19 protein-coding genes, 5 tRNA genes, 3 rRNA genes, 1 other RNA gene, 1 riboswitch and 1 other annotated feature are annotated in these 26,822 nt (G+C 38.9%); all 28 genes read left to right on the top strand.

Annotated elements, in window-relative coordinates:
• Window positions 1-10: 10 nt before the first annotated feature.
• Window positions 11-2,212, top strand: coding sequence for an anaerobic ribonucleoside-triphosphate reductase (nrdD, locus tag PRVXH_RS00060; RefSeq protein WP_353893303.1), 2,202 nt, complete (start codon window positions 11-13; stop codon window positions 2,210-2,212).
• 112 nt (window positions 2,213-2,324) lie between these two features.
• Entirely contained in the window at window positions 2,325-3,137 is an 813-nt protein-coding gene (locus PRVXH_RS00065) for a Ku protein (RefSeq protein WP_353894519.1), read from the top strand.
• Window positions 3,070-4,038: a hypothetical protein gene (locus PRVXH_RS00070; RefSeq protein ID WP_353893304.1), complete on the top strand. Its 969-nt coding sequence runs from the start codon at window positions 3,070-3,072 to the stop codon at window positions 4,036-4,038. Before PRVXH_RS00065 ends, PRVXH_RS00070 begins: the two co-directional genes overlap by 68 nt.
• Window positions 4,038-4,946: a non-homologous end-joining DNA ligase gene (gene ligD, locus PRVXH_RS00075; protein ID WP_353893305.1), complete on the top strand. Its 909-nt coding sequence runs from the start codon at window positions 4,038-4,040 to the stop codon at window positions 4,944-4,946. The genes PRVXH_RS00070 and ligD overlap by 1 nt, the downstream gene beginning before the upstream one ends.
• Before the next feature lie 143 nt (window positions 4,947-5,089).
• On the top strand, window positions 5,090-7,171 hold the full coding sequence (gene fusA / locus PRVXH_RS00080) for an elongation factor G (RefSeq protein WP_353893306.1): 2,082 nt from the start codon (window positions 5,090-5,092) through the stop codon (window positions 7,169-7,171).
• A 126-nt stretch (window positions 7,172-7,297) separates the two neighbouring features.
• Window positions 7,298-8,440: an alanine--glyoxylate aminotransferase family protein gene (locus PRVXH_RS00085; RefSeq protein ID WP_353893307.1), complete on the top strand. Its 1,143-nt coding sequence runs from the start codon at window positions 7,298-7,300 to the stop codon at window positions 8,438-8,440.
• Window positions 8,441-8,495: 55 nt separating this feature from the next.
• Window positions 8,496-8,684, top strand: a binding site (T-box leader).
• 55 nt (window positions 8,685-8,739) lie between these two features.
• Window positions 8,740-10,011, top strand: a complete 1,272-nt coding sequence (gene serS, locus PRVXH_RS00090) for a serine--tRNA ligase (protein WP_353893308.1) — start codon at window positions 8,740-8,742, stop codon at window positions 10,009-10,011.
• A 119-nt stretch (window positions 10,012-10,130) separates the two neighbouring features.
• A tRNA-Ser gene (locus PRVXH_RS00095) sits at window positions 10,131-10,217 on the top strand.
• A 16-nt stretch (window positions 10,218-10,233) separates the two neighbouring features.
• Window positions 10,234-10,329: transfer RNA gene (locus tag PRVXH_RS00100), tRNA-Ser, on the top strand.
• 6 nt (window positions 10,330-10,335) lie between these two features.
• Window positions 10,336-10,412: transfer RNA gene (locus PRVXH_RS00105), tRNA-Arg, on the top strand.
• A 66-nt stretch (window positions 10,413-10,478) separates the two neighbouring features.
• Window positions 10,479-10,554, top strand: a tRNA-Arg gene (locus PRVXH_RS00110).
• 31 nt (window positions 10,555-10,585) lie between these two features.
• Window positions 10,586-11,011: a nucleoside deaminase gene (locus PRVXH_RS00115; protein WP_353894520.1), complete on the top strand. Its 426-nt coding sequence runs from the start codon at window positions 10,586-10,588 to the stop codon at window positions 11,009-11,011.
• A gap of 11 nt (window positions 11,012-11,022) precedes the next feature.
• A tRNA-Ser gene (locus PRVXH_RS00120) sits at window positions 11,023-11,117 on the top strand.
• Between the two features lie 15 nt (window positions 11,118-11,132).
• Window positions 11,133-11,396, top strand: an RNA gene (ffs, locus tag PRVXH_RS00125) — signal recognition particle sRNA large type.
• A gap of 99 nt (window positions 11,397-11,495) precedes the next feature.
• The gene (gene dnaX / locus PRVXH_RS00130) at window positions 11,496-13,028 is read left to right on the top strand and encodes a DNA polymerase III subunit gamma/tau (protein ID WP_353893309.1); all 1,533 of its coding nucleotides are present in this window, start codon (window positions 11,496-11,498) and stop codon (window positions 13,026-13,028) included.
• A gap of 13 nt (window positions 13,029-13,041) precedes the next feature.
• On the top strand, window positions 13,042-13,365 hold the full coding sequence (locus tag PRVXH_RS00135) for a YbaB/EbfC family nucleoid-associated protein (RefSeq protein ID WP_353893310.1): 324 nt from the start codon (window positions 13,042-13,044) through the stop codon (window positions 13,363-13,365).
• Window positions 13,366-13,965: a recombination mediator RecR gene (gene recR / locus PRVXH_RS00140; protein ID WP_353893311.1), complete on the top strand. Its 600-nt coding sequence runs from the start codon at window positions 13,366-13,368 to the stop codon at window positions 13,963-13,965. It abuts the gene before it with no gap.
• A 126-nt stretch (window positions 13,966-14,091) separates the two neighbouring features.
• Window positions 14,092-14,373: a DUF2508 family protein gene (locus PRVXH_RS00145; RefSeq protein ID WP_353893312.1), complete on the top strand. Its 282-nt coding sequence runs from the start codon at window positions 14,092-14,094 to the stop codon at window positions 14,371-14,373.
• A gap of 30 nt (window positions 14,374-14,403) precedes the next feature.
• The gene (locus PRVXH_RS00150) at window positions 14,404-14,673 is read left to right on the top strand and encodes a pro-sigmaK processing inhibitor BofA family protein (RefSeq protein ID WP_353893313.1); all 270 of its coding nucleotides are present in this window, start codon (window positions 14,404-14,406) and stop codon (window positions 14,671-14,673) included.
• A gap of 205 nt (window positions 14,674-14,878) precedes the next feature.
• A 16S ribosomal RNA gene (locus PRVXH_RS00155) occupies window positions 14,879-16,404 on the top strand.
• Between the two features lie 170 nt (window positions 16,405-16,574).
• Window positions 16,575-19,647, top strand: a 23S ribosomal RNA gene (locus tag PRVXH_RS00160).
• A 44-nt stretch (window positions 19,648-19,691) separates the two neighbouring features.
• A 5S ribosomal RNA gene (rrf, locus tag PRVXH_RS00165) occupies window positions 19,692-19,807 on the top strand.
• The 16S, 23S and 5S rRNA genes sit together here, the layout of an rRNA operon.
• A gap of 295 nt (window positions 19,808-20,102) precedes the next feature.
• The gene (locus PRVXH_RS00170; RefSeq protein ID WP_353893314.1) at window positions 20,103-21,305 is read left to right on the top strand and encodes a glycine betaine/L-proline ABC transporter ATP-binding protein; all 1,203 of its coding nucleotides are present in this window, start codon (window positions 20,103-20,105) and stop codon (window positions 21,303-21,305) included.
• On the top strand, window positions 21,295-22,401 hold the full coding sequence (locus PRVXH_RS00175) for an ABC transporter permease subunit (RefSeq protein ID WP_353893315.1): 1,107 nt from the start codon (window positions 21,295-21,297) through the stop codon (window positions 22,399-22,401). The genes PRVXH_RS00170 and PRVXH_RS00175 overlap by 11 nt, the downstream gene beginning before the upstream one ends.
• Before the next feature lie 43 nt (window positions 22,402-22,444).
• Window positions 22,445-23,350 (top strand): glycine betaine ABC transporter substrate-binding protein, encoded by a 906-nt coding sequence (locus tag PRVXH_RS00180; protein WP_353893316.1) that lies wholly within the window; start codon window positions 22,445-22,447, stop codon window positions 23,348-23,350.
• A gap of 132 nt (window positions 23,351-23,482) precedes the next feature.
• A riboswitch (purine riboswitch) is annotated at window positions 23,483-23,582 on the top strand.
• Between the two features lie 63 nt (window positions 23,583-23,645).
• Window positions 23,646-25,100 (top strand): IMP dehydrogenase, encoded by a 1,455-nt coding sequence (guaB, locus tag PRVXH_RS00185; protein WP_353894521.1) that lies wholly within the window; start codon window positions 23,646-23,648, stop codon window positions 25,098-25,100.
• A 54-nt stretch (window positions 25,101-25,154) separates the two neighbouring features.
• The gene (locus tag PRVXH_RS00190; protein WP_353893317.1) at window positions 25,155-25,340 is read left to right on the top strand and encodes a sigma factor G inhibitor Gin; all 186 of its coding nucleotides are present in this window, start codon (window positions 25,155-25,157) and stop codon (window positions 25,338-25,340) included.
• An 89-nt stretch (window positions 25,341-25,429) separates the two neighbouring features.
• Window positions 25,430-26,818 carry an aminotransferase class I/II-fold pyridoxal phosphate-dependent enzyme gene (locus tag PRVXH_RS00195; RefSeq protein ID WP_353893318.1) on the top strand — a complete coding sequence of 463 codons (1,389 nt, stop codon included), beginning with the start codon at window positions 25,430-25,432 and terminating at the stop codon, window positions 26,816-26,818.
• Window positions 26,819-26,822: the final 4 nt, after the last annotated feature.

Raw genomic sequence — 26,822 nt, forward strand, 5'->3', positions numbered from 1 at the left:
GGGAGATTAAATGAATTTTACACAGGTTGAAAACCTACAACAGCTACCAGAAAAGGTGGTAAAAAGAGATGGCAGGATGCAAGATTTCCAGCCTTCTAAAATAACTGAAGCTATAAATAAATCTTTTAGTAAGAGCAAGGAAGGAAACTATACCGATTCCCTTATCTTATCACAGAAAGTGTTGAAAGCTATAAGTCGTAAAATGGGTTTACAGGAAATTAACACCCCCACAATAGATGAAATACAAGATATAGTCGAAGATATTCTTTTAGAATCTAAGTTTACTAAATCTGCGAAAGAGTATATATCTTATCGTAGACGAAGAGACGATATAAGAGAGTCTGGAGGTAAGTTTATAAAAGACTTATCAGATATAGTGAAAAGCAAAGATACGGAAAACGCAAATATAAACGGAGACACTGCTATGGGTAAAATGTTACAAGCAGGATCTGTAGCGGCTAAGCGCCTTTGTGAAATAAGCTTAAAAAAGGAACATATTCAAGCACATAAGGATGGATATATACATATTCATGATATGAATTTTCTTCCTTTTGGTACAAAAACATGTTTACAAATACCGCTAGTAAAGCTGTTTAAAAAAGGTTTTAATACTGGCCATGGGTTTATTCGCCCTCCCAAAGATGTAAAAACTGCATCTGCTCTTGTTTGTATTATTATGCAGGCAAATCAAAATGAACAGCATGGTGGACAATCTGTTAAAGCTTTAGATTCAGACTTAGCTCCTTATGTAGAGAAGACCCAGCTAAAATACATTAATCTGTTAAAAGAACTAGACTTTGACATAGCTAAATTAGAAGAAAAAGCTTGGGAACTGACTGAAAAAGATGTAGATCAAGCTATGCAAGGTATAGTTTATAATTTAAACACTATGCAATCTAGGGCTGGCGCTCAAGTTCCATTTACCAGCATCAACTTCGGATTAGATACAACTAGAGCTGGTAGAATGATAAGCAAGTACCTGCTACTAAACTTTGAAAAAGGTCTTGGAAAGGGAGAAACCCCCATGTTTCCTAACCTAATATTCTCCATGGCGAAAGGTGTCAACAAAGACCCAGAAGATCCTAACTACGATCTTCGAAGACTTTCTCATAGAGTGTCATGCAAACGTTTATTCCCTAATTACTCAAACCAAGATTCTACATTTAATAAACCATTTTATAGAAGAGAAAAAGATCCACAAGTGGTAGGATATATGGGTTGTAGAACACGAGTAATGTCTAATGTTTGTGGTGATGAAGTTACCGATGGAAGAGGTAACTTATCCTTTACTTCGATAAACTTACCTAGAGTAGCTATTGAAGCCGACGGGGATCTAGAGACGTTTTTCCATTTGTTAAAAGAAAGATTTATGCTAGTACGCAATCAATTGCTGGAAAGATATGAAATTCAAAAAAATAAAAAGGTTAAGGAATTCCCATTTTTACTTGGGCAAAAGTTATATCATAACTCTGACCATTTAGGCCCTGAAGACACCATTGAAGATGCTATAAAAAATGGAACGTTATCAATAGGATTTATTGGTCTTGCCGAAACACTTGTTGCCTTGACAGGAGAGCACCATGGAGAAAGTGATGAAGCACACAGTCTCGGTGTTAAAATTGTCAGTACGTTGGATTCTTGGTGTAAATCAGAATCTCAAAAGTACACTCTTAATTTTTCGCTGCTAGCTACTCCAGCTGAGGGTCTTTCAAGTCGGTTTGTAGAGCTAGATAGAAAGCGTTTTGGAGTAATCAAAGGTGTTACGGATAAACAATGGTACACTAACTCATTCCATATTCCGGTAGAATATAACATTTCTGCTTACAAAAAAATTGAAAAAGAGTCAGTTTATAATCAGTATACGCCTGCTGGGCATATAAACTATGTGGAGTTAGAAAATGCTCCTAAGGGCAACTTAGATGCTTTTGAGCAATTAGTTAACGCTGCTTTTGATAATGACTGTGGTTACTTTAGTGTAAACTTCCCTGTAGACCAGTGCATGGGTGAAAACTGTTCATATATAGGAATTATAGATGAACAAGGCTGCCCAAAGTGCAAATCTAAAAAAGTAAGAAGAATAAGAAGAGTAACTGGATATTTAGGAATTTATGAAGAAAGTTATGAAAGTGGAGAGAAAAGTTCTTTCTTTAATAATGGTAAGTATAACGAGGCTAAAAACAGAGTAGCTCATCTTAATAACTTTAACAAATAAACTATTAGAAACCTACCTTTTAAAAAAGGTAGGTTTCTTTGGTTTTAGCTGTGAATATATATTGTTATATTGGTAAACGCTAACACAAAAAGGGGTGATAGCTTTGAGAACAATGTGGAAAGGCGCCGTAAGTTTTGGACTTGTCAATGTTCCTATCAAAATGTTTACGGCAACGGAGAATAAGTCAGTTAAGTTTAGAAATTTACATAAGGACTGTAACACTCCGATTAAATATCAAAGGGTTTGTCCAAACTGCGAACGTGAGGTTGAAAGTGAAGAAATAGTAAGAGGCTATGAGTATCAAAAAGGGACTTTTGTAGTGATAAACGACGAGGATATAGAAGCTATACCAAACGAGAACACGAAGTCAATTGACATTATGGACTTTGTAAACCTTAAGGATATAGACCCTGTCTTCTTTGATAAAACTTATTACCTAGCTCCAGAAGAAACAGGAAAAAAAGCTTATAACCTTTTGACTGAAGCACTATCTAAGACAAAAAGGGTTGCGGTAGCAAAGGTTGTCATAAGGTCAAAAGAATCACTGGTTGCTATAAGAGTATATAAAGGTACCTTAGTGTTAGAAACAATGCATTTTCCTGATGAAGTTAGAAATGTAAAAGAAGTACCAGGTGTAGGAGAAAAAGTGAAAGTGTCTGATAACGAACTAGATATGGCAAAAGAACTAATAGAAAAGCTTTCGGCAAAATTTGACCCTGAAAAGTATACCGATGAGTATAGAAACCAACTAATGAGTCTCATCGAACAAAAAGTACAAGGGAAAGAGATTGCTCAACCTAAAGCAAAAAGAGATGATAGCGTAGTGGACTTAATGGAAGCTTTAGAGAGTAGCCTAAATGCCGTCAAAAAAGAAGCTGTTACTAGCAGTAACAAGAAGAAACCTAGAAAAAAGAAAACTGGTTAAAATGAAACAAATTACCCCAATGGAGCCAGTTTTAAAATACGATTTAATCAACTGCAATGATAGTATCTATCAAGTCAAATGGGATGGCATAAGAATATTAACATATAAAGAAAACAAAGATATTTATCTAACTACAAGAAAGGGCAAGGATAAAACAAATGTCTTCCCAGAGATTCAGGAACTAAAACAACTATCATCTACTTTTGTTTTAGACGGTGAAGCTATAATAATTGAAGAAGGATTTAACGATTTTTCTAAAATTCTAACCAGAAATCAATTGAAAAACAAACATCAAATAAATATCGCCATAAAAGAGCAACCTATAACCTATATGGTTTTTGACATAATATACTTAAACGGTAAGTGGTTATCTAACTTACCTTACTCAGAACGATACAAAATATTAACGCAAGAGATTGAAATCAAAAACCTCAATCATACAAAGGTATGTAAAAACTATGATGACGGGGAAAGCTTATTTAAAGGCACTAAACTACAAAAATTAGAAGGTGTTTTAGAAAAAGACTTGAAAAGCAAATACACCTTTACCAAAAGTAAGTATTGGAAAAAGTATAAACATACTAATGATATTGATGCCTTTGTAGGAGGTATATATATCAAAAATAACACAATATCTTCACTAGCTCTAGGAACGAAAGAAAATGGGTTCCTTAGGTATATAGGCAATGTAGGAGTAGGACTTGATAACGAAAACATCAAAGAAATACTTTCCCTTGCTAACAGTTTAGTATCTTTAGAAAGTCCCTTTAAAAACAAAAAGATAAAAAAGCATATTTTTTTAAAGCCTAATATAAAAGTTAATGTAGAGTTTATGCAATGGACTCCCCATAAAACCATGAGGTCGCCAGTTTTTAGAGGAATAAAGAAGGAGAATGTTTGATGAACTACTTAAAAATTGGAGATAAAGAGGTTAGGGTGACTAATCTGGATAAGGTTTACGATGACAAAAATAATATAAGTAAAAAGGATTGCATCAACTACTACATAAAAGTCTTTCCTTATATAAAACCCTTTATTGAAAATAGGCCTGTTTCTTTAAAAAGATTTCCAAATGGATTTAATGATAAAGGGTTTTACCAAAAAAATGTTGATGAAACATTTCCTAAGTGGATACAAGTAGTAGAAAAAAAAGGATTAGAAAAGTACCCTCTAATTAACAATATTGAAACATTCATTTACTTGACTAACCTAGGCACAATTGAGTTTCACCCATGGATGTCCACTATACATGATTTAGAAGCTCCAGAGTATGGAGTGTTTGATATAGACCCAATGAAGCGTTTTACCTTTAAAGAAGTAATCAAGGTGGCAAAAACTATTTATAGCGTTTTAGAATTATTGAAACTAAAATCTGCTGCTAAGTTGTCTGGCTCTACCGGTATTCAAATTTACCTTCCGGTAAAAGATGGTTATAGCTATGAAAGAGTTAGGGAGTTAGTTAGAAAAATATCTGTTGTAGTTAACAATAAGTTAAGTGATACAACAACACTTGTAAGAAAACGTGAACTTAGGTCTGAAAAAATATATTTAGATTTTCTGCAAAATGTCAAAGGCCAAACTATAGTTGCTCCTTTTAGCATAAGACCTAAACCAAAAGCGCCGATATCAGTTCCTGTTTGTTGGGATAAGATGTTAAAAAGCGATACTGTTAATAGCGCTCAGCATTACAATATAAACAACATAGACTTGCAAGAGATAAAAGAAGGTCACCACTTATTTATGGAGATTCTTTCACAAAAACAAGAAATTGAACCTGCTGAAAACATATTATCAAAAATATTAAAATAGTCTAAAAAAGAGGATTTAAACATAAAATCACGAAATAATACATAAAATTTTTTTTAAATAAAACTTTCAAAATATTAAAACATAAAAGGAGGACGGTTCTACGGTTTAACTGGAAATAAAAACTAGCCAAGGAGGAGATTGTTTTGAATAAGCACCCTGTTGAAAAGATCAGAAACATAGGGATTATTTCCCATGGAGGTGCAGGAAAAACGTCGCTGGTAGAGAGTTTATTGTTTACAGCTGGTGCAGTTAAAAGACTAGGGAGAGTTGATGAAGGTACTAGTATCATGGATTATGACAAAGAGGAAATAAAAAGGAAGATAACTATAAATACTTCTTTAGCTCCATGTCAATACAACGACTGTAAATTCAATCTAATAGATACCCCAGGTTACTTTGATTTTGTAGGTGAACTTAAAGGGGCTTTAAGGGTAGCAGACAGCAGTATACTAGTAATGTGCGCTGCTTCTGGAGTTGAGGTTGGGACAGAGCTGGCTTATGACTACTCAACAGAATACCAGCTTCCGAAACTAGCTTTTATTAATAAAATGGACCGAGAAAACGCAAACTTCAATCAAGTTTTAGATCAAGTGAAGGAAAAGTTCGATAAAACTTTAGTCGTCCCTTTAACTATTCCTATAGGTCAAGCTGAGAGCTTTGAAGGCATTGTGGATATATATAACCTTAAGGCTACCTCGTACAAGGATTTAAAGGGGGAAGAGATAGAAATCCCTGAAAGTCTAAAAGAGGAAATAGAAATGCACCGAGAAGCGTTAATAGAAGCTGCCGCAGAAGGTGATGATGAGCTGTTAATGAAGTGCCTTGAGGGTGAAGAGCTTACTAAAGAGGAAGTACTACTTGGTCTTAAAAAAGGTGTTAAAAATGGAAAGGTATTACCTGTCTTAGCTGGATCAGCATATAAAAATATGGGAGTTGATATACTTTTAGAGTATGCCATTACACTAATGCCATCTCCTCTAGAAAGAGGAGAATTAACAGCGTTTGATGATGGTAAAGAGATATCCATCAAAGTAGATAAAGGCGAAGACTTTACTGCTTTAGTTTTTAAGACTATGGCTGATCCATATGTAGGAAAGTTAACTTTTTTTAGGGTATATTCAGGGGTTTTGGAATCGGACTCCCAGATTTATAATGCCAGCAAAGGAACAACAGAAAGAGTAGGTCAGCTGTTTTTAATGCAAGGGAAAGATCAGATGCCTGTAGACTATGTTCAAGCTGGTGATATAGCTGCTGTTGCAAAACTTCAAGAGACAGGTACAGGAGATACGCTATGTAAGGATAAAAGTGAGATCAGAATAGAACCAATTAACTACCCTAAACCTGTAATTTCTTTTGCTGTTGAGCCCAAATCCAAAAATGACGAAGAAAAAGTTGGTATGGGGATAGCTAAGTTTCTAGAGGAAGATCCAACTATAACAGTGGAAAGAAATAAAGAAACAAAAGAAACAATACTATCGGGCATGGGTGAAATGCATCTAGACATTCTAGTTAACCGTCTATCTTCGAAGTTTGGTGTAGAAGTGGAATTAAAAAAGCCTAGAATCCCTTATAAAGAAACTCTAAAAAGCAAGATAAAAGTAGAGGGCAAGCATAAGAAACAATCTGGCGGTAGGGGGCAGTTTGGGCATGTATGGATTGAGTTTGAGCCATTAACTAGAGGGGAGCAGTTCGAGTTTGTAGATAAAATTTTCGGAGGAGCTGTTCCTAGAAATTATATTCCAGCAGTAGAAAAAGGTTTAATTGAAGCAATGGAAGAAGGGGTAATAGCAGGATACCCTGTTGTAGATATAAAAGCTACGCTATTTGATGGTTCATATCACAGTGTAGATTCCTCAGAGATGGCATTTAAAATTGCCGCTTCTCAGGCGTTTAAGGAAGCAATGCTAAAGGGGCAAGCCTCAATTTTAGAGCCAATCATGGATGTAGAAGTAACTGTGGATGAGCAGTTTATGGGTGATATTATGGGTGATATGAATTCTAGAAGAGGGAAAATCATTGGTATGGACCCGTTATCAGGTAACATGCAGAAAATAAAAGCTCAAGTACCTTTAGCGGAGATGTATCAATACAGCATTGACTTAAGATCTAAAACTCAAGGTAGGGGTCACTTTACTATGGAATACTCGCACTACGAAGAAGTACCTCCTCAAGTGGCTCAAGAAATAGTTAAAGAAAAAGAAGGTGTAGAAGTAGCAGGAAAATAAAATAAATAAGGTCTAGGTAAATCCTAGACCTAGACTATTTTTTCTAAGTATTTTCATTAGGAAATAATTTGGTATAATAGTAATAGCTTTAAAATTGATTTACGAGGAGTAGGGAGGAGTAATAACATGCAAACTAAGTATTTAGCGTTACCAGGGCCTACAAGTGTTGACAATGAAGTTCTTAAGGAAATGGCTTCGGAGGTATTTAATCATAGAGGTAAAGAGTTCTCAAAGATTCTTGCAAATTTAACAGCTAAAACCCAACAGTTTTTAAACACTAAAAATGAGCTTCACTATCTAACTGCTTCAGGAACAGGAGCTATGGAGTGTGCTATAGTTAATAGCTTTTCAAAAGGGGACAAGGTATTAGCTCTTATAAACGGTGCCTTCGGGCAGAGGTATGCTGATATAGCTAAAAGTTATGGTTTAGATGTTATAGAGTTTTACGGTAAGTGGGGACAAAGTTTTGACTATGATAAGCTTAAAGAAACAGTGGAAAATATAAATGACCTAGCAGGGATCACTGTTATTCAAGGGGAGACTTCTACAGGAGTAGTAAACGACTTAAAGAAGATAAGCGAGATAAAAAATGATAAAACCTTGCTAATTGTTGATGGAATAAGCTCTATAGGAGCTGAAAACATCGATATAGACGGTTGGGGTATAGATGTTGTAATTACAGGTAGCCAAAAAGTACTAGCTTTGCCTCCTGGTCTAGCTATTATCTGTTTAAGTAAAAAGGCCTTAGAGGCATATAGACAAAGTGACCTGCCTAAATACTATTGGGATATAGGCAAGTATAAAAAGTTTACAGAGATAGGACAAACACCTTATACACCTGCCATATCTTTGATTAAAGCTGCTGAAAAGCAAATAGAAAAAATAGCTAATCAAGGAATGGATAGCGAAGTTAAAAGACACGAAACTATAGCCAACATGGTAAGGGAAGGTATCAAGGCTTTAGGTTTGGAGCTATTTAACGAAAAAGGGTGCCGCTCTAATGTTGTAACACCAATAAAGCCACCTGAAGGTATAAAAGTATCTCAAATACGTAAACTAATGTTAGATAAATATAAAGTTGAGGTAGCAGGAGGACAGGGGAAATTAAAAGAATCTGTTTTTAGGATAGGGCATTTAGGAAACGTGGATCCTTTATTTGTAATATCTGTTTTAACAGCGTTGGAAATGTCTTTGATAGAATTAGGGCATAATGTTAAACTAGGCACTGCAGTTACAGCAGCCCAAAAAGCACTATGTAATTCCAAATAGTTCTTGACTTTTTTATGATTAGATGGTAATTTTACATTTAAGTTATGAAAAAATAAAATAGACAGTTATGAGGAAAAGTAGTTATAAAAGAGCTACCCAGAGAGTCGGTGATAGCTGGAAACCGATTAGCTTATTATAATGAATCCACCTCTTTGTGATTAAATTAGGGTGATTCCTTTATAAATTATTAAAGTGGACTGTTTTCAGTCAAACAGGGTGGCAACGCGGAATTTTCGTCCCTGACCTTATAAGGTCAGGGACTTTTTATATTTTAAAACTATTTTAAGGGAGGCTATCAAATGATAGATTTAAAAATACTTAGAAAAGAACCAGAAACATTTATGGAGGCTATAACAAAAAGGGGGGGAGATCCAGAGGTAGTTAAAAAGATACAAGAGCTAGATAAGAAAAGACGAGAACTTTTGGGTGAAACAGAAAATTTAAAAAGAAAACGTAATGAAGTCTCCAAAGAAATAGCACAACTCAAAAGAGAGAAAAAAGACGCTGAAGAAAAAATCAAAGCTATGCGAAAAGTTGGAGATGACATAAAAGGGATTGATACACAGCTAGCTGATATAGAAGAAAAAGTAACAACACTGGCCTTAGAAATACCCAATGTTCCCAATGAATCAGTTCCTGTAGGGACAAGTGAAGAGCAAAACCAACAAATAAAAAAATGGGGAGAGATACCAAAGTTTGAGTTTCAGCCCAAAGCTCATTGGGACGTCGGAGGAGATTTAGATATATTAGATTTTGAAAGGGCTGGCAAGGTAACAGGAACACGATTTGTGTTTTTAAAAGGTTTGGCAGCTAAGTTAGAAAGAGCGTTAATTAACTTCATGCTTGACACACATCAAGAGCATGGCTATACTGAGTTAATGACTCCTTACATGGTTAACAGCGAAAGCATGCAGGGAACAGGTCAATTTCCAAAGTTTAAAGAGGATGCTTTTTCTGTGGAAAACAAATACTATCTTATCCCTACAGCAGAAGTGCCTGTGACCAATTTTCATAGAGATGAAATTTTAGCTAGTGATGAATTGCCCCGAAAGTTTACAGCTTTCACACCTTGTTTTAGGGCAGAAGCTGGAGCACACGGTAGAGATACTAGAGGACTTATACGACAGCACCAGTTTAACAAGGTAGAGTTAGTAAAAATAACAAAACCAGAAGAGTCTTATTTTGAGTTAGAAAAGCTTTTAGAAGATGCCGAGAGAATACTTAGGTTGTTAAAATTACCATATAGGGTGGTAAACCTTTGTACAGGGGATTTAGGTTTTTCTGCTGCTAAAACATATGATATAGAAGTGTGGTTTCCAAGTTTTGAGACTTACAGAGAAATCTCCTCATGTAGTAACTTCGAGGACTTTCAAGCAAGAAGGGCCAACATTAAATATAGAGAGCAGCCTAAACACAAAGCTAAGTTAGTGCACACTTTAAATGGTTCAGGACTAGCAGTAGGAAGGACTGTTGCTGCAATCTTAGAGAACTACCAAAATGAAGATGGAACGGTAACAATTCCAGAAGTTTTAAGACCCTATTTAGGTGGAAAAGAGAAGATTTCAAAATAATTAATTATAATTTTGGTTGACATAAAGACAAAAATGATATATAGTATATAAACGTAAGGTTGAGCAACAAAAAAACTTGACATTGAACCTCGAAGGTGATATACTTTTGAGGTGTCCTTGGAGGGGTGTCCGAGTGGCTTAAGGAGCTGGTCTTGAAAACCAGTGACACGAAAGTGCCGTGGGTTCGAATCCCACCCCCTCCGCCACAAACTACAAACAAGTGGAGAGGTGCCCGAGTAGGCTGAAGGGGGTCGCCTGCTAAGCGATTAAGCGAGATTAAACCTCGCTTCGAGGGTTCGAATCCCTCTCTCTCCGCCATAATATGTGCCCGTAGCTCAGCTGGATAGAGTGTTTGACTACGAATCAAAAGGTCCCAGGTTCGAATCCTGGCGGGCACGCCATTTTATCATAAGACTACTATAAATATTTGGTTTTGGCCAAATATTTTATTTATTATAATTTAAGATGCGCCCGTAGCTCAGGGGATAGAGCAGTGGTTTCCTAAACCGCGTGTCGGAGGTTCAAGTCCTTCTGGGCGCACCATACAGTGGTGGGTGTGATTATATTGGTACCTATGCAGGTAGCCCTTAAACAAGCGCAAAAAGCTCTGAGGTTAAATGAAGTTCCTATAGGAGCCGTAGTGGTTAAAAAGGGTGAGGTTATTTCAGTAGGTCATAATCTTAGAGAAACATTAAAAGATCCAACTGCTCATGCTGAAATGGTAGCGTTAAGAAGAGCTGCGCAAACCTTAGGTGGTTGGAGGTTGATTGACTGTCAGATTTATGTTACAGTTGAACCGTGCTTTATGTGCACCTCCACGATAATACAAAGCAGAATTAAAAAAGTGGTTTTTGGTGCTTCGGAACCTAAAATGGGTGGACTTGGTTCCAAAATAGACATGCCTAAACAATTACAAACTAACATTGAAGTTGTTTCAGGGGTTTGCGAGCAAGAATCTATAGAGTTACTAAATACTTTCTTTTCTAAATTAAGAAGATAACAAATAAATATGGAGAGGTGGCTGAGTTGGCTTAAGGCGCTCGCCTGGAAAGCGAGTAGATGGGGAACGCCCTGTCTCGAGGGTTCGAATCCCTCCCTCTCCGCCATAAAGTTAAAAATGGCCGTACTAGATGGGGAGGTAGCGGTGCCTTGTACCTGCAATCCGCTATAGCAGGATCGAATACCTACAGTGAGGCTTGATGCTTGTAGGGCTGGCCTAGACAAGTGGTGACGACGATTGGGTCCTACGCAATCACACTCCATAAACCCCGTCAGGTCCGGAAGGAAGCAGCGGTAAGTGGTTGCTGTGATGTGCCGTGGGGGTGCCTGATTTGAGCTAACTATCTAGGTATCGCCTATGACATCTAGTCGAATGTAGGGTACGGCCTTAATTTTTATTAAAAGCACCTAGTAGGTGTTTTTTTTTATAACTTTGTTGTCAATCACTATCTGGTTTTGGTAGAATAGAGACAGGAGGTTAAAATATGGGATATAAGGCTTTGTACCGTAAGTTAAGACCGACAAACTTTGAAGAAGGCTATGTTGCTCAAAAACATATAAGGCGCACTTTACAAAACAGCTTAGAAAACAATCAAATAGCTCATGCTTATCTCTTTTCTGGACCAAGAGGAACGGGTAAAACTAGTACTGCAAAAATCTTAGCAAAAGCTGTAAATTGTAAAGATGGACCTCAAAAGAATCCATGTAACACTTGTTCAAGTTGTGAAAAGATAAATGAAAATAACAGCTTAGATGTACTTGAGATTGATGCTGCTTCAAACAGGGGGATAGACGAAATTAGAGAACTTAGAGAAAGAGTTCGATATGCGCCTTCTGAAAGCAGGTACAAAGTGTATATTATCGATGAGGTACATATGTTAACTGTGGAGGCATTTAATGCACTACTTAAAACCTTAGAAGACCCTCCTCAACATGTTATTTTTATTTTAGCCACTACAGAAGCTCATAAGTTACCGTCTACCATCCTATCTAGGTGTCAGAGATTTGATTTTAGAAGGTTTAGCATCGAAGAAATAGCTGGATACTTAACGGAAGTCTGTTCTAATGCCGGGGCTTCCATTGATAGAGAGTCTGCAGAAATTATCTCCCGCAGGGCTGATGGGAGTTTGCGTGATGCTTTAAGCTTACTAGACCAGATTCTTGTCTATAAACAGGGAGATGAGGTAAAAAAAGAGTTGGTTTTATCTTCGCTGGGCGTAACTTCCAATGATACAGTTTGGGAAATGGTTGACGATATTTCAGGTAAAAAAGTAGCAGCAGCCATGGATAAAGTAGACTGGATTGTGGAAGAGGGAAAGGATATACATCAATTTTTAAGTGATTTAATCTCAGCATATAGGGATATTATGCTAAAAAGCGTCAGCAAGGAAAAAGCTGATGTTGGCGTATCCCCTATGGAAGCAATCACTACTATAGAGGTCTTGACAGAAGGGCAAAAGCAAATAAGGTACTCCTCTCATCCTAAGATTTTATTGGAAACTTTAATAATAAAAACCATGGAGGGGAAAGACAGAAAGATTGTGGAGCTGGAAAAAAAGATCTATGATTTAGAAAACAAGTTTGACACAAAGGAGTTTTCGCCTCCCCCTTCTAATCAAATGCAACAAGTAAACAATATTGACCCAGGGCCTAAACAAGGTGTTAACCTAAAATATATTAGGGATAACTGGGATAAAATATTGTATAATGTAAAAAAAGAGAATGTCTCTACACACGCCTGGTTAAAGGAAGGGGTAGTTGATAGTTTAGAGGGAAACACCATAATTATAAAATATGGTGATAAGTTTATATTACATGCTGATAATGTCATGAAAGAACAGCATAAGTCTGTAATAGAAAAAGTTTTACAAGATGTATGTAACGCAGAGTTAAAGATTAAATCACAAAAAAAACATAGCAAAACAGGTCCTGTTAAAAAAAAACAGCAGAAAAGCTCAATGGTAGCTAAAGCTCAAGAAATCTTTGGAGAGGACCTTGTAGAAATAGAAGAAAATTAAGGAGGAATGTCAAATGTTTAAAGGTGGAAATATGAATAAGGCTATGAAACAGATGAAAAAAATGCAATCTGATATGGCTAAAATGCAAGAAGAATTAAAGGAAAAAACAGTTGAAGCTACAGCTGGAGGCGGAGCAGTCAAGGTAGTAGCTAATGGGCACAAAGAAGTAAAGGACATCGCAATCGATCCAGAAGCTGTAGATCCAGATGATGTGGAAATGCTTCAAGATTTAGTTTTAGCAGCTGTAAATGAAGCGCTAAAAACTGCAGACGATATGGTGGAGAAGGAAATGCAAAAAGTTACAGGAGGAATGCAACTCCCTCCAGGGTTGTTTTAGATGGAAGGACAGTCAGTTTATCTTACTCAGTTGGTGGAATCTTTACAGATGCTGCCAGGAGTGGGAAAAAAGTCGGCGCAGAGATTGGCGTATTACATAATGAAAATGCCACAGCAAGAAGCAAAAAGGTTGTCTGAGTCAATTTCTAACGTTCGAAATAAAGTAAAAGAATGTATAGTGTGTAGTAATTTCACTGAAAACGAAAAGTGTCCTATATGTATGAATGAAAAAAGGGATAAAGAATCAATATGCGTTGTTCAAGAAGCTAAAGACATTGGGGTTATGGAAAGGATAGGGGAGTATAACGGCTATTACCATGTGCTAAAAGGAGTCATATCTCCTATGGAGGGGATAGGGCCCGACGAATTAAATATACCCTCACTATTAAATAGGATAAGAGAAGGTAAAATAAAGGAAGTAATTGTAGCAACCAACCCAAATGTTGAAGGAGAGGCTACGGCAATGTATCTGGCTAAGCTTATAAGGCCTTTGGGTGCGAAAGTTACTAGAATTGCACATGGCTTACCGGTCGGTGGGGATATTGAATATGCCGATGAAGTCACTTTATCAAGAGCCATGCAAGGAAGAATGGAAATATAGTCACAAAAACCACGAATCTGCATTCGTGGTTTTTATTTTTTAATACAATACCTATAAAATGTATGACCTTAATAATCTTAGTCAATAATTAAACCTAGGATAAGAAAAAGTTAAGGTGGTGTAGGTATGATAAGGTTAGTAAAACTTTTAAAAGGAATAAAAAACTATTTTCTAGAGGATGGTAACCCAGTAGATGTTCCTCAATCTAAAAGTGCTATCCAGTTACTAGAAGAGGCAAAAAAAGAATGGCAATGTGCTAGAGAGTATTTCAATAATGTAAGCGACCCAGAGTTAGTTGATTACGCTATTTTCTCAGTTCAAGCTGCAGAAAAACGCTATGAGTATCTATTAAAAAAAGAAAAACAAGTAAATAAGGAAAAAGAGTATATTTTAAAAAGAAATGAATAACTTTATAACAAAGCAAGCAGGGGGTGGGTTATGGAAAAAAACTACGAGTTGCTTTTTATTGTTATAATGCTTTTGTTTGCAACAGCAATTATTTTAAGACCTTTGCTAAGGCAAGGAAAGTCGATGTTAAAACTATTAGTTTTTGCAGGCGTTGGTTTGGCGTCGCTGGTTTTCTTGAATTTGTTTGGACACTTTTTCAACATGTACTTACCGATAAACTATGTCACGGTTTTAGTTTCTGGAGGGCTCGGATTACCAGGTGTTATATTGTTGACTGCATTAAAGTTTATTCTTATGTGATCTTATTTTTTTAGATCACATAAGATTTTTTTAAAACATTGTTGACTTAATTTCAAAGGTGTGGTATAGTAGTATTTGTCGTCGAGAGATGACGGACAAGGTCTTTGAAAATTGAACAGCTAATGCAAAAGCCAGTAAGGTTTAAAGTTAATTTCTTTTTTATTATTTAAGTAAGTTGAGCTAAATTTTAGCTTTTCATAAACTATTTATGGAGAGTTTGATCCTGGCTCAGGACGAACGCTGGCGGCATGCCTCACACATGCAAGTCGAACGAGGGAAATTGAGAGCTTGCTCTTAATGGACCTAGTGGCGGACGGGTGCGTAACACGTGGGCAACCTGCCCTTTAGATCGGGATACCATCGGGAAACTGATGTTAATACCGGATACCTTCTTTTAATCACCTGATTAAAAGAAGAAAGATTTATCGCTAAAGGATGGGCCCGCGCTTCATTAGCTAGTTGGTAGGGTAACGGCCTACCAAGGCAACGATGGATAGCTGGTCTGAGAGGACGATCAGCCACACTGGGACTGAGACACGGCCCAGACTCCTACGGGAGGCAGCAGTGGGGGATATTGCGCAATGGGGGCAACCCTGACGCAGCAATGCCGCGTGAAGGATGAAGGTTTTCGGATCGTAAACTTCTGTTATGAGGGATGAATAAAATGACAGTACCTCAAGAGGAAGCCCCGGCTAACTACGTGCCAGCAGCCGCGGTAATACGTAGGGGGCGAGCGTTGTCCGGAATTACTGGGCGTAAAGAGCATGTAGGTGGTTTGATAAGTCAGATGTTAAACTGCGGGGCTTAACCCCGTATTGCATTTGAAACTGTCAAACTTGAGGACAGGAGAGGAAAGTGGAATTCCTAGTGTAGCGGTGAAATGCGTAGATATTAGGAGGAACACCAGTGGCGAAGGCGACTTTCTGGACTGTACCTGACACTGAGATGCGAAAGCGTGGGGAGCGAACAGGATTAGATACCCTGGTAGTCCACGCCGTAAACGCTGGGCACTAGGTGTAGGGGGTTTAGATACCCTCTGTGCCGCAGTTAACGCACTAAGTGCCCCGCCTGGGGAGTACGACCGCAAGGTTGAAACTCAAAGGAATTGACGGGGGCCCGCACAAGCAGCGGAGCATGTGGTTTAATTCGACGCAACGCGAAGAACCTTACCAGGGCTTGACATCCTCTGAAGGCTTTAGAGATAAAGTCGTCCTCTTTTGAGGCAGAGAGACAGGTGGTGCATGGTTGTCGTCAGCTCGTGTCGTGAGATGTTGGGTTAAGTCCCGTAACGAGCGCAACCCTTATTCTTAGTTGCCAGCAGGTTAAGCTGGGCACTCTAAGGAGACTGCCGGTGACAAACCGGGGGAAGGTGGGGATGACGTCAAATCATCATGCCCCTTATGTCCTGGGCTACACACGTGCTACAATGGCCTGAACAACGGGAAGCGAAGGAGCGATCTGGAGCGAATCCTTTAAATCAGGTCTCAGTTCGGATTGCAGGCTGCAACTCGCCTGCATGAAGTCGGAGTTGCTAGTAATCGCGAGTCAGCATATCGCGGTGAATGCGTTCCCGGGCCTTGTACACACCGCCCGTCACACCACGAAAGTTTGCAACACCCGAAGCCGGTGAGCCAACCTTTTAGGAGGCAACCGTCGAAGGTGGGGCGAATGATTGGGGTGAAGTCGTAACAAGGTAGCCGTATCGGAAGGTGCGGCTGGATCACCTCCTTTCTAAGGAGCTTTAACCTCAAGGTTAGTAGCATAGCTGTTTAATTTTGAAAGACCTAGTCTTTCAACCGATCTTTGAAATTACCCATAAGGATAAAACTAAGAAAGTATCAACCCGAGATATAAAAAAGCGTGGTAGATACAATTTCATTATGTTTAAACGAGAAAAACGAGGTCAAGTTACAAAGGGCGCACGGCGGATGCCTTGGCGCTGGGAGTCGAAGAAGGACGTAGCGAGCTGCGAAAAGCCGCGATTAGCTGCAAGCAAGCTTTAAGTCGCGGATTTCCGAATGGGGCAACCCACCACAGTTAATACTGTGGTACCACCACCTGAACAAGTAGGGTGGTAGGAGACAACCGGGGGAACTGAAACATCTAAGTACCCCGAGGAAGAGAAAGAAAACTCGATTCCCTAAGTAGTGGCGAGCGAAAGGGGAAGAGCCTAAACACTTTTAGTGTAAGCCTGTATGCGTTGCTAAAAGTGGGTTGAGGGAGTTACTTTACAAGTGGATACAGTCACTTGGGATAGTTACAAAATTAAAGTTTAGGCGAATTGGTTGGGAACCCAAACGACACAAGGTGAAAGTCCTGTAGCCGAAAAGCTTTAATCTATCCAAGTAGCCACCCGAGTATTGCGGGACACGAGAAACCCCGTAAGAATCTAGGAGGACCACCTCCAAAGGCTAAATACTACCCAGCGACCGATAGTGAACAAGTACCGTGAGGGAAAGGTGAAAAGTACCCCAGGCGGGGGATGAAATAGAACCTGAAACCGTGTGCCTACAAACAGTCAGAGCCCCATAAGCGGGTGATGGCGTACCTTTTGTATAATGGATCAGCGAGTTACATTTGCAAGCGAGGTTAAATGGTAAAGCCATGGAGCCGTAGCGAAAGCGAGTCTTAATAGGGCGACTAGTTTGTATGTGTAGACCCGAACCCGAGTGACCTACCCATGGCCAGGGTGAAGTTTTGGTAACACAAAATGGAGGCCCGAACCCACTAATGTTGAAAAATTAGGGGATGAGCTGTGGGTAGCGGTGAAATGCCAAACGAACTCGGAGATAGCTGGTTCTCCCCGAAATAGCTTTAGGGCTAGCCTCAAGGATGAATAGTGGAGGTAGAGCACTGATTGAGCTAGGGGCCTAACCCAGGTTACCGAACTCAGTCAAACTCCGAATGCCATATATTTTGACCTTGGGAGTCAGACTATGGGTGATAAGGTCCATAGTCGAGAGGGAAACAGCCCAGACCATCTGTTAAGGTCCCAAAGTGTAAGCTAAGTGGAAAAGGATGTGGGATTGCTTAGACAACCAGGATGTTGGCTTAGAAGCAGCCACCATTTAAAGAGTGCGTAATAGCTCACTGGTCAAGTGATCCTGCGCCGAAAATGTCCGGGGCTAAAGCTTACCACCGAAGCAATGGAGTAGTAATACTGGTAGGGGAGCGTTCTAAGTGCGGCGAAGCTGTACCGTAAGGAGCAGTGGAGCGCTTAGAAGTGAGAATGCTGATATAAGTAACGAAAAGAGATGTGAGAATCATCTCCGCCGAAAACCTAAGGTTTCCTGAGGAAGGTTCGTCCGCTCAGGGTAAGCCGGGACCTAAGCCGAGGCCGAAAGGCGTAGGCGATGGACAACTGGTAGATATTCCAGTGCCACCAAGCTTTGTTTGAGTGATGGGGTGACGCAGTAAGGTAGGTTATCGCACTGATGGACTAGTGCGTTCAAGCCAGTAGGGATTAGAGGTAGGCAAATCCGCCTCTATCTATTCTGAGAGGTTAAGAGGACCCAATTTAGGGGAACTAACTGATCCTACACTGCCAAGAAAAGCCTCTAACAAGAAGCGCGGTGCCCGTACCGTAAACCGACACAGGTAGGTGAGGAGAGAATCCTAAGGCGCTCGGGAGAACCTTCGTTAAGGAACTCGGCAAAATGACCCCGTAACTTCGGGAGAAGGGGTGCCTCGATATTGTGAAGTACATCCGTACTGAGCGAGAGGAGGCCGCAGTGAATAGGCCCAAGCGACTGTTTATCAAAAACACAGGTCTCTGCTAAATCGAAAGATGAAGTATAGGGGCTGACGCCTGCCCGGTGCTGGAAGGTTAAGGGAACGTGTTATCCGACACTCAACTTAGAATCTATGCTAAGTACTAGCGCTTAACTAAGAAGATTAAGTGTTACTAGATACTTAGTATAAAGTATAGGTTTTGAGTTGAGTGTCGGAGAAGCTCTGAACCGAAGCCCCAGTAAACGGCGGCCGTAACTATAACGGTCCTAAGGTAGCGAAATTCCTTGTCGGGTAAGTTCCGACCCGCACGAAAGGCGCAACGACTTGGGCGCTGTCTCAACGAAGGACCCGGTGAAATTGTAGTACCTGTGAAGATGCAGGTTACCCGCGACAAGACGGAAAGACCCCGTGGAGCTTTACTGTAGCCTGATATTGGATTTTGGCATTGACTGTACAGCATAGGTGGGAGGCTGAGAATAGAGGACGCTAGTCTTCTAGGAGCCTAAAGTGGGATACCACCCTGTGAATGTTGGAATTCTAACTAGAAACCGTAATCCGGTTTTAGGACAGTGTCAGGTGGGCAGTTTGACTGGGGCGGTCGCCTCCCAAAGAGTAACGGAGGCGCCCCAAGGTCTCCTCAGAATGGTTGGAAATCATTCGTAGAGTGCAAAGGCATAAGGAGGCTTGACTGCGAGACCTACAAGTCGAGCAGGGACGAAAGTCGGGCTTAGTGACCCGGCGGTACCGAGTGGAAGGGCCGTCGCTCAACGGATAAAAGCTACCCCGGGGATAACAGGCTTATCTCCCCCAAGAGTTCACATCGACGGGGAGGTTTGGCACCTCGATGTCGGCTCATCGCATCCTGGGGCTGTAGTAGGTCCCAAGGGTTGGGCTGTTCGCCCATTAAAGCGGTACGCGAGCTGGGTTCAGAACGTCGTGAGACAGTTCGGTCCCTATCTGTCGCGGGCGCAGGAAGTTTGAGAGGATCTGTCCTTAGTACGAGAGGACCGGGATGGACGAACCTCTAGTGTACCAGTTGTCACGCCAGTGGCAGTGCTGGGTAGCTAAGTTCGGCACGGATAAGCGCTGAAAGCATCTAAGCGCGAAGCCACCCTCAAGATAAGACTTCCCATTGGCTTGTCCAAGTAAGACTCCAGATAGACTATCTGGTAGATAGGCCGGAGGTGTACAGGTAGTAATACCTTTAGCTGACCGGTACTAATAAGTCGAGGACTTGACCAACTTAGTTTAGATAATGACTTAGTTTTATTCCTTATGGTAATTTATCCAGTGACAAAAGCGAAGAGGATCCACCGGTTCCCATCTCGAACACCGCAGTTAAGCTCTTCAGCGCCGATGGTACTTGGGGTTTACCCCCTGGAAGAGTAGGACGTCGCTGGGTACCTTAAAGCACCTAACCATATTATTTGGTTAGGTGCTTTTTTTTAATGTCTTTTGTAGAATAATGTTTTCAATAGCCTATTTTTTTACTGATTTTAAGATTTACGAACTTAGCATACACAAGGATATTTGACTATATCTGACCATTATTGTCTCTAATGTTTCTAAATAGGCTTAATGCAATTAGAACCGTCTTAAGAAGCTTACAGGCTGTCTGACTATCTTTGACCAATGTATAACCGCATGTTACCATTAATAGGTGCGAAATACATAAGAAAAAACGAGGAGGCAGATCATTGTCTGATAAGTTAATAGTAAAGGACTTATATAAAGTTTTTGGCAAAAAACCCAAAAGGGGCGTTGAGCTTCTTAATAAAGGTAAATCTAAGGAAGAGATTTTAAGAAAGAACAATTTAACTGTGGCAGTTAACAATGCAAACTTTACTGTTAAAAAAGGTGAGGTTTTTGTAATTATGGGGCTGTCGGGAAGTGGGAAGTCAACTCTTGTCCGCTGTCTAAATAGACTTTTAGATCCGACTGCTGGAGAAGTTATCTTAGATGGTAAAAACATCTCCAACCTTAACGATACAGAGCTTAGAAAGGTACGTAGAAAGTCAATGAGTATGGTCTTTCAAAACTTTGCCCTACTTCCTTCACGGACCGTGCTTTCAAATGTGGAGTATGGCCTGGAAGTTCAAGGAATAGAAAAAGAAGAAAGAGAAAAGAAAGCAATGACTGCGCTTAAACAAGTTGGTTTGTCTGGCTATGAGCACAACCTACCTAGTCAGCTAAGTGGAGGTATGCAGCAAAGGGTCGGTCTAGCCAGAGCTTTAGCTAACAACCCTGATATTTTGTTAATGGATGAAGCTTTTAGCGCGTTAGACCCACTAATTAGAAGTGATATGCAGGATGAACTTTTGGATTTACAAGAAGAAATGCAAAAGACCATCATTTTTATCACTCATGATTTAGATGAGGCGCTTAAAATTGGTGATAGAATAATGCTTATGAAAGATGGAGAAACAGTTCAAATAGGAACAGCTGAAGAAATTCTTTCTAACCCTGCTAATGACTATGTGAAGCGCTTTGTGCAGGGAGTTAATAGAAGTGAGATTTTAACAGCTGAAGATGTGATGGCAAAGCCGTTTACTACAGTTGGTGGTAATCAGGGACCGAGGGTTGCACTTAAAGAAATGAGAGAGCACGGTATCAACTCCGTATTAGTAACAGAGAAAAGAAAACTAAAAGGCGTTGTTCACATCGACGATGTTTATAAAGCCATAGAACAAGGTAAGAAAGAATTAAATGGGATAGTAAAAGAAAACGAGGTTAACACTGTGTATCCAGATACAAGCATACAAGAACTAATAGAGGTAACAGCTAGTGATTCCTTACCTACCGCAGTAGTTAATAAAGAAAATAAGCTGCTAGGTGTGGTTGTAAAGGGAAGCGTGCTAGAAGCCCTAATACCAGAAAGGGGTGAAGACAATGTTTCCTAAAATTCCTTTAGGAGAAGGAGCAGAATGGGTTGAAAACTTTTTAGTAGACAACTTTGGACTTCTTTTTAATTTAATTCGAGATGGAGTAGATGGTATAGTAGGTTTTTTACAAACAATGCTATATATGCCAATATATTGGGTTCCGCTAGCATTTGCTCTAATTTTTATGTTGCACTTTAAAATAGGCTTATCTGTTAATGATTTTAAACTTCCAAAATGGTTGACAGTTATCTTGTCTCTGATTATATCGGTTTTTGTAATACAGGGTCTTAACCTTGTGCTATTACCTTTCCTTTCGGTTAACATTGTTGGGTTAGCACTATTATTTTTTCTAACAAGATCTGTAAAGGTGACAGCTGCTCAAATCTTAATGTTTGTGGTGGCGTATGCGACTGGTATATTCGTACCTGAACTAACATCACCTATTATGTTTGCGGTTTTTATTGGTTCTTTAGCCTATACTCGCTCTGGAACTGGAGTAGCTGTTTTTGCTGCTTTAGGCATAATGCTAATAAGTAACATTGGGTTATGGGAGCAATCAGTACAAACTATTTCACTAATCTTAACTTCAACTCTTTTAGCATTAGTTATTTCAATACCATTAGGCATCTTAGCTGCAAAAAATGACACAGTTGATGCATTTTTAAGGCCTATTCTTGACTTTATGCAGACAATGCCTGCATTTGTGTACTTAATACCAGCGGTTGTGTTGTTTGACATAGGCTCTACTCCGGCGGCAGTTGCTACAATAATCTTTGCTATGCCTCCGGCTATTAGGCTTACAAATTTAGGTATAAGACAGGTGCCTGAAGAGTTAGTTGAAGCAGGGAAAGCTTTCGGTTCCACGCCTTCACAAATGCTTTTTAAAATTCAACTGCCACAAGCTATGCCTACTATCATGGCAGGTATTAACCAATGTATAATGCTTTCGCTTTCTATGGTAGTAATTGCTTCGATGATTGGTGCGAGAGGCTTAGGGAGTGTAGTAATGAGAGGTGTAAGCCAACTTGAGACAGGAGTAGGTTTTGAAGGTGGTATAGCTGTTGTTATTATTGCTATCATTCTAGATAGGCTTACCCAAGGGGTAAGCAAATAAAGAAAAAATAGATACAAAAATTTTTAAGGAGGTTTTTAGTTTTATGTTTAAGAAAAAAGGTTTTGTTTTATGTTTAGTTATCGTTTCAATTTTTGCGCTAGTAGCTGTAGGATGCGCTAACGGTGAGGCAGAAGTCCCTGGTGAAACTACGGATGAATCAGTTGTAGATAAGTTTGATGGAGAAATAACAGGGATCGACTCTGGAGCAGGTGTCATGGGAGCTGCAGAAGATGCGATTGCAGAATATGGTTTAGATATGGAACTAGTTGAGAGTAGCGATGCTGCAATGACAGCAAGTCTACAAAGAGCTTATGAAAATGAAGAGTACATTGTTGTAACAGGATGGGCACCACACTGGAAGTTTGCTGATTTTAACTTAAAGTTTTTAGAAGATCCTAAGGGTGTTTTTGGTGGAGAAGAGACTATTAACACTATAACTAGGCAGGATTTTGCAGATGAGCACCCAGAAGTAAACCAGTTTTTAGAAAACTACTTCTTAGGTGCAGAAGATTTAGCTGGAGCGATCGGTATGATGGAAGAGATAGATGATAGAGATGAAGCTGCGCAAGCTTGGATTGAAGAAAATAGAGAGCTTGTTGACAGCTGGACTGAAGGAATTGAAGTAAGTGAAGCAGGCGAACTAAGCGTTACCTATGTAGAGTGGGCCTGCGCAACAGCAAGTACTTATGTAGTAAGAAACATTCTTCAAGACGAGTTTGGATACGATGTAGAAGTTGATGCTCTACAAGCAGGAGCTATGTGGCAAGGGGTTGCTTCTGGTGCTGCAGACTTCTTATTAGCAGCTTGGTTGCCAGGAACTCATGAGAGTTACTATGCTGATTACAGTGATGATATCGTAGACTTAGGTCCAAACTATGAAGGGGCGGCTATAGGATTAGTTGTTCCAGAATATGTAGATGTGGACTCTATTGAAGAATTAGTTGAATAAATTTTTTAGGAATTGGTCATTTATATGGCCAATTCCTTTTTACTTTATGATTTAAATACATAAGTATTAATGTGCTAGAGTTAATAAGAATACATTGAAAAAAAGTTTTTTTATGGTATAATATTTCCTTAATAACAAAAAAGCATTTTGCCCCGTATAATCATTGGAATTGGCTGATGAGTATCTACCGAAGAACCAAAATTCTTCTGCTACGAGGGTATAGTACTCCTATACCCTCATTAGACTCTTTCTTTTAAGGCTAATGGGGATTTTTATATTAAAAAAGGAGTGTTAAATAATGAATGAAAAATTTATATCTATGGACGGACTAACTTTTGATGATGTGCTTTTAGTACCACAAAAATCCAATGTATTACCTCACAAAGCAAACTTAAAAACACAACTTACCAAAGATATCACTTTGAATGTTCCACTTCTTAGTGCGGGAATGGATACTGTTACAGAAGCAAAAACAGCCATTGCCATGGCAAGAGAAGGTGGTATAGGTGTAATACACAAGAATATGAGTATAGCGCAGCAAAGCTCAGAAGTGGACAAAGTAAAACGATCAGAACACGGAGTAATAACAGATCCTTTTTACTTAAAAGAGGATGATATCTTAGAAGATGCTTCAAAAATCATGGCAAAATATAGGATATCAGGAGTTCCCATATGCCGTGATGAAAAGCTTGTGGGGATTATAACCAATAGAGATTTAAGGTTTGTGGAAGATTTAACTCAACCTATAAAAGAGGTTATGACAAAAGATAACCTAATAGTTGCTAAGGAAGGAACTAACCTAAGCCAAGCTAGAGAAATACTAATGAAGCATAAGATCGAAAAACTTCCTATAGTAGATGAAAGTTTTAACCTAAAGGGACTTATAACAATCAAAGATATTGAAAAAGCAAAGATGTATCCTAACTCCGCAAAAGATAAAAATGGAAGACTGTTAGTAGCTGCAGCCGTTGGCACAGGAGCTGACACGATGGAAAGGGTATCTGCATTAGTTGATGCTAAAGTCGATGTAATAGTTGTAGACACTGCTCATGGTCACTCTCAGGGGGTACTAGATACAGTTACAAAGATTAAAAATGAATTTTCTAGCATACAGGTTATTGGCGGTAATGTAGCTACCCCAGAGGCAACAGAAGACCTAATATCCGCAGGGGCTGATGCAGTAAAAGTAGGAATAGGACCAGGATCTATTTGCACAACAAGGGTTGTTGCTGGAGTAGGAGTTCCCCAAATAACTGCAGTTTATCAATGTAGCCAAGTTGCAAAAAAACACAACACCCCTATAATTGCTGATGGCGGTGTTAAGTACTCTGGAGACATTGTAAAAGCGCTTGCTGCTGGCGCATCTACTGTTATGTTGGGAAGCTTGCTAGCAGGAACCGATGAAAGTCCAGGAGAGACTGAGATTTACGCAGGAAGAAGCTATAAAGTCTATAGAGGAATGGGATCTATGGGTGCTATGGAAAAAGGAAGTAAAGATAGATACTTCCAACACAACCAGAAAAAGTTAGTTCCTGAAGGTGTAGAGGGCAGGGTGCCGTATAAGGGCTACCTTTCAGACACAATTTATCAGCTGCTAGGCGGTATAAGGGCAGGGATGGGATACTGCGGTGCTGCAGATATAAAATCCTTAAACAATGACGCTAAATTTGTAAAAATAACAGGAGCTGGGCTGCAGGAAAGCCACCCTCATCATATAGATATTACAAAAGAGGCACCAAACTATAGCTAATTGGTATATTATCACTTTAGATGGAAAACATAGCCTTAAAAGGGCGGTGTTTAAATGGATAAAAAGTGTATCATATGTAGTTTTCACAAGCAAAAGGGTATGAAGATATTAGACAGTTTTATCTGTACAAGATGTATTAACTTGATATCTACTACCGAGGTGGAAAATCCTAATTACTCCGATATTTTAAATAGGATGAAAAAAATTTGGAATTGTGATGGACAAGCGGCAGAAAGTTAACTTGATGCGTGCTTGTCCTTTTTCTTTTATCCACCTTATATTCTTTTCTGTTATAATATAGTTAAACCTCAAAATAGGAGGACAAAAAATTGTCTTTATTTGATATAATACCTACAAGGCAAAATAAAAGTAATCGAGTTAGTTTCTATATGCCGGGTCATAATTGCGGCTTGCTTTTACCTAACAGGTTTAAAAGTAAATTATATAGATATGATACAACTGAGGTAGACTGTTTTGATGACTACCACAAACCTAAAAGAATAATTAAAAATAGCGAGAAAATGTTAAGTAAAGTTTTTGATAGCATAAGCAGCTTTTATCTTGTAAACGGTTCAACTAGCGGTATTTTAGCGGGGATGTCCTTTTTATTTAAAGAAAATAAAAAGGTACTAATACCTAGAGACTGCCATAAATCTATTATTAATGGGTTAATAGTGACAGGTGCAACCCCAGTATACATAACACCTAAATACGATGCTGTATTAGACATGACTTTACCTACTACTTTGCAGGATATAAAAAAGGCTCATAACAAAAATAGTGATATCGAAGGGATAGTTCTAACATATCCAAACTATTATGGCCTATATCCGACAAACTTACGAGAGATTATAAAATACTGTAAGCAACAAGGATTAAAAGTATTATTAGATGAATCACATGGCGCCCACCTATACTTTACTGATTTTAAAAAAAAACTAGGAAACTTATGTAATGCTGACATAGTTGTTAATAGCTGTCATAAAAACTTATTTGGACTTACACAAACAGCAATGTTACATGTAAATAATAATGAATATAGTAGTAAGGATATAAAAAATCATATTTCATTATATAAAACTACTAGCCCATCTTATATACTCTTAGCTTCTATAGACTATACAAGAAAGATTTATAAAGTTAACGGAGAAAAAATCCTTGAAGATACTGAGAAAATAAGCGGTTATATGCAGGAATTATTAAAAAAATATAAAATACAATATATTAAAGAATTTCCAACCGATTATTTTATAGACCCAACTAAAGTAACTGTAATGTTTGATCATTCTAATGTAGCAGCAAAAGTGGGAAGGTTTCTTAACGCACATGGGGTTTACCCTGAGCTTATCGAAGGTAGAAAAATGCTGTTTTTGTTAAAACCTAATCATAGCAAAAAAGATATTAAAAAAACTGTACTTTTGATAAAAAGAGGTTTAAACGGTTTTAATTTAGAAGAAAAAAATGAGTTAAAATTTGAGCTGCCTAGCCAAATGCAACAGGCTATTACTCCAAGAACTGCATTTTATAATTCTTCTAAATGGGTGCCGATTAGAAAGGCAATAGGCAAAGTTTCAAATAACACCATAACCCCATACCCGCCTGGAATCCCTATTGTTATGCCTGGAGAAGTAATTACAAAAGAGGCAATAGATTATATACAAAAATTCATAGGAGTTATTCACGGCATTGAAGGTGGCCATATACAAGTAAATAGATAGGAAG

It is taken from the genome of Proteinivorax hydrogeniformans (assembly GCF_040515995.1).
GTDB lineage: Bacteria > Bacillota > Proteinivoracia > Proteinivoracales > Proteinivoracaceae > Proteinivorax > Proteinivorax hydrogeniformans.

Bases quoted from the DNA above. Each gene is read 5' to 3' on its own strand.
- PRVXH_RS00085 (WP_353893307.1), top strand. From the start codon at position 7,298: ATGCAAACTAAGTATTTAGCGTTACCAGGGCCTACAAGTGTTGACAAT.
- nrdD (WP_353893303.1), top strand. From the start codon at position 11: ATGAATTTTACACAGGTTGAAAACCTACAACAGCTACCAGAAAAGGTG.
- dnaX (WP_353893309.1), top strand. From the start codon at position 11,496: ATGGGATATAAGGCTTTGTACCGTAAGTTAAGACCGACAAACTTTGAA.
- PRVXH_RS00065 (WP_353894519.1), top strand. From the start codon at position 2,325: ATGTGGAAAGGCGCCGTAAGTTTTGGACTTGTCAATGTTCCTATCAAA.
- PRVXH_RS00070 (WP_353893304.1), top strand. From the start codon at position 3,070: ATGCCGTCAAAAAAGAAGCTGTTACTAGCAGTAACAAGAAGAAACCTA.
- PRVXH_RS00150 (WP_353893313.1), top strand. From the start codon at position 14,404: ATGGAAAAAAACTACGAGTTGCTTTTTATTGTTATAATGCTTTTGTTT.
- ligD (WP_353893305.1), top strand. From the start codon at position 4,038: ATGAACTACTTAAAAATTGGAGATAAAGAGGTTAGGGTGACTAATCTG.
- PRVXH_RS00145 (WP_353893312.1), top strand. From the start codon at position 14,092: ATGATAAGGTTAGTAAAACTTTTAAAAGGAATAAAAAACTATTTTCTA.
- PRVXH_RS00175 (WP_353893315.1), top strand. From the start codon at position 21,295: ATGTTTCCTAAAATTCCTTTAGGAGAAGGAGCAGAATGGGTTGAAAAC.
- PRVXH_RS00190 (WP_353893317.1), top strand. From the start codon at position 25,155: ATGGATAAAAAGTGTATCATATGTAGTTTTCACAAGCAAAAGGGTATG.
- PRVXH_RS00180 (WP_353893316.1), top strand. From the start codon at position 22,445: ATGTTTAAGAAAAAAGGTTTTGTTTTATGTTTAGTTATCGTTTCAATT.
- serS (WP_353893308.1), top strand. From the start codon at position 8,740: ATGATAGATTTAAAAATACTTAGAAAAGAACCAGAAACATTTATGGAG.
- recR (WP_353893311.1), top strand. From the start codon at position 13,366: ATGGAAGGACAGTCAGTTTATCTTACTCAGTTGGTGGAATCTTTACAG.
- PRVXH_RS00115 (WP_353894520.1), top strand. From the start codon at position 10,586: ATGCAGGTAGCCCTTAAACAAGCGCAAAAAGCTCTGAGGTTAAATGAA.
- PRVXH_RS00135 (WP_353893310.1), top strand. From the start codon at position 13,042: ATGTTTAAAGGTGGAAATATGAATAAGGCTATGAAACAGATGAAAAAA.